Here is a 3426-nt window from a genome sequence, read left to right as displayed (position 1 = left end):
ATATGTGAAATCAAAGCGACCAATAAAATCGAAGACGATAAAGAAGTCAAAGCAAAAGCAAAAGCAGCAATCACTTGGTGCCAACACGCTTCCGACCACGCTCGTGCAAACAACGGAAAAGAATGGGTATACTTGTTAATCCCGCACGATGATGTTGATTCGAATAAGACGATAAAAGGGTTGGAGGCGCTATATAGACAAAATTAGCGAAGAAAGATACAGCTCAGCCATCCATTTACGACAGAAGTTGTTAAAACTTCTGTCTTTTTTTACTTCCAACGACAGGATTCGACAGATTTTTTTGGTTACTTCTGATATTGGTATATAGTAAGTAGTCTTTTCTTTTTAACTCGATTATTTAAATAGTTTTCATAATTTATTGTTTAATAAATCCTTTAGAAGAGCTGAAGAGGGGAGAGGAAAGAGTTGATAACAAGTATTGATAAAATTAAACAATTTGGTATTTACCAAGACTTTGAAAAAACAAAAGAACTACAACCATTTTGTAGGTATAACCTTTTTTATGGTTGGAATGGAAGTGGCAAGAGTACTCTGGCAAGATTGTTCTATAGCATCCAAAAGAAGAAAATACATGATGACTTTAGAGGATGTGTTTTTGAAATCAGCCTTGATAATGGAAGAAAATTAAATGAAAATAATATTTGTGATTTCGATATTAATATAGCCGTGTTTAACGATGATTTTATAAAAGAAAACATTGATTGGGATGAAACAGTTAAAACTATATTGATAATTTCGGAGGAAAAAATTGAGGAACAAAAAAGACTTAAGAAACTTCAAAATGATCACAATACACTTGAAATGGAAATACGAGAGGTATTAAATAAAATTGATAACTCACAAAAAGAGATAAATAAATTTTTATCATCTACAGCCAAAAACATAAAAGAACAATTTCAGGTCATAGATACTAAGGATAATTATTATTTTTCTTATAATAAGACACGACTTGAGAAATTTATAGAAGAATATAGGAAAGAGCTTCTTGATGAAAAATCGATGCTTAATCCCGAGAGGATTAAATTAATTACTGCATCTATTAAGCCTGATATTAGAGACAAGATACAAATTCCTGATATGAGAATCGACAGTGATAAATTAATTGAAGCTAGAAAACGAATTAATAAATTATTACAGTCTAGTATAGTCACAAAAGCTGTTGAGAGGTTAGCCAATAACACGAAACTTAGTAATTGGATAGAACAAGGTTTAGCTATCCACAGAGAACTCAATAGTGCTACTTGTGAATTCTGTTCTCAGAAAATACCATATAACCGTCTTGATGAACTTGATAAACACTTTAATAAAGAGTACTATGATTTTAGGGACAAATTATATAAAGCACAAGAATGGTTAACAGATAATAGGATCGATATAAATATTCTTCCTAACCCATTAAGTTTATATGAAGAACTTCAATATGAATTTAATCAATATCTGGGAGAGATAAAAGAAATCTCGGATAAAATCAATAGTGTGCTACAAAGTTGGATAGAATGTTTGCAAAAAAAATCTATAAATCCATTTGAGATCCTTAATGATGTAGAAGAATTTCCTAATAATTTAGTTGCAAAATATAATGATTTAGCGTTTGCCTTACAAAACATTATTAATCGCCATAATAACAAAAGCGAGAATTTTCAAGTAGAAACTAAAAAGCAGAAACATAAACTTGAGCTACATTATGCAGCTAAAGCAATTAAGGAGTTTGAATACTTCAATAAAGTATCAGAGGTACAGGGGTTAAATAAGAAAAAAGAAGAATTAATCAATAAAAAGAATTTAATTAAAAATAAGATTTTAGAGTTAGAAAAACAACTGTCCAATGAGGTGCTGGGAGCCGAGCAATTCAATATGCAACTACATAAGTTTTTAGGGCACGGAGAGATTTCTCTTCAATTTGCTGAAAAAGAAAAAGGATATAGAATCATACGAACGAAAACTAATATGCAAGCGAAAAACCTGAGCGAGGGTGAAAAAACAGCTATAGCATTCGTTTACTTTATAACAAAATTAAAGGAAAATGGGAACGACCTGAGTAAAACAACAGTGGTTATTGATGATCCTATTTCTAGCTTTGATTCAAACAATCTATTCTATGCCTACTCTTTTTTAAGAAATGAATGTGATAATGTTTATCAACTATTTGTATTAACTCATAATTTTGTATTTTTCAAATTAATAAGAGATTGGCTAAGAGATAAAAATAATAAGAAAAACAATGAAAAGGAAAGGGCTGCTTTTTTTACAATAGAAGCTAAGTTCAATGAAAACATTAGAAAATCTGAAATAAAAAATGCGAATGAATCAATATTGAAATATAATTCTGAATATCATTATTTGTTCTATAGAGTGTACGGCTTTAAAGATCTAGGAGATTTATCACTTGATGAAGCTTTTTTAGTGTCTAATTTATCTAGGAAGTTAATGGAGATATTTCTGAGTTTTAAATTCCCAAAAAAGAGAGGTAATTTTAAGCAACTTATAGAAGAAGCTATAATTGATGTCACTCAAAGGGAAAAAATATATAAGTTTATAAATAAATATTCCCATAGTGCAACAATTGAAATTGGAGATAACACTATAGATAATTTAATGGGTGAAAGCACAAATATAGTTAAGGAAATTTTAGATGTTATTAAAAATTTGGACCCTGTCCATTATACAGAAATGGAAAGTATCTGTGATACCGTGCAAAGAGCAAAATAGTGGAACGCTTGTTGGTAAGATGTTTTCCATCTAAAAGACTTGTTGCGTGTCACCTTTCGATGCAACATTCATTTCTTTCGTTCGTTAGATATGGTACCTGTCACACCCCGAAGATTGTCGAAGTTTGATAGAGACAGAGAGTCGTTGGGTGGCTCTCTGTTTTTTCATTTCCGAAGCAGGACTGTTGTTTTTGCTGTCGAAAATATGCAACAAAACAGAAAGCGAGGTGTATATATGGCAGTTGATCATGATCGATTATTTAAGGAGCTGATTACGGCGTTTTTTGAAGAATTTCTTCTTCTCTTTTTCCCACATGTGCACGAGCATATCGACTTTCAGCACGTGGCTTTTTTGTCAGAGGAACTGTTCACCGACGTGACGGCGGGAGAGAAGTACCGCGTCGATGTGCTGGTGGAAACAAAATTAAAAGGGGAAGACGGCTTGATTATCGTCCATATCGAAAATCAAAGCTACGTGCAGCCATCGTTTCCCGAACGAATGTTTATTTACTTTAGCCGCTTGTTTGAAAAATACCGAAAGCGGATGTTGTCGATTGCGGTATTTAGCTACGACTATCTTCGCAATGAACCTTCCTCGTTTACGCTCCAATTTCCGTTTTTCGATGTACTCCAATTCCGATTTCTTACTGTGGAGTTGCGCAAACAAAACTGGCGGGATTACATTCGCCACGACAAC

The 3426-nt window shown here is 32.5% G+C and carries 3 protein-coding genes; all 3 read left to right on the top strand.

Going from position 1 to position 3426, the window contains the following annotated elements; translation table 11 throughout:
• Positions 1-207: hypothetical protein (locus LD028_RS01925; RefSeq protein ID WP_237810759.1), on the top strand; the 207-nt coding region annotated here is incomplete at its 5' end.
• A 219-nt stretch (positions 208-426) separates the two neighbouring features.
• A complete protein-coding gene (locus tag LD028_RS01920; RefSeq protein WP_237810758.1) occupies positions 427-2730 on the top strand; it encodes an AAA family ATPase in 2304 nt (767 codons plus the stop codon).
• A gap of 234 nt (positions 2731-2964) precedes the next feature.
• Positions 2965-3426, top strand: a 462-nt coding sequence (locus LD028_RS01915) for an Rpn family recombination-promoting nuclease/putative transposase (RefSeq protein WP_237810757.1), incomplete at its 3' end; no start/stop codon positions are given.

The organism is Anoxybacillus sp. LAT27 (genome assembly GCF_022030075.1).
GTDB lineage: Bacteria > Bacillota > Bacilli > Bacillales > Anoxybacillaceae > Anoxybacillus > Anoxybacillus kestanbolensis.
This window is presented reverse-complemented; position numbering and strand designations above follow the sequence as displayed.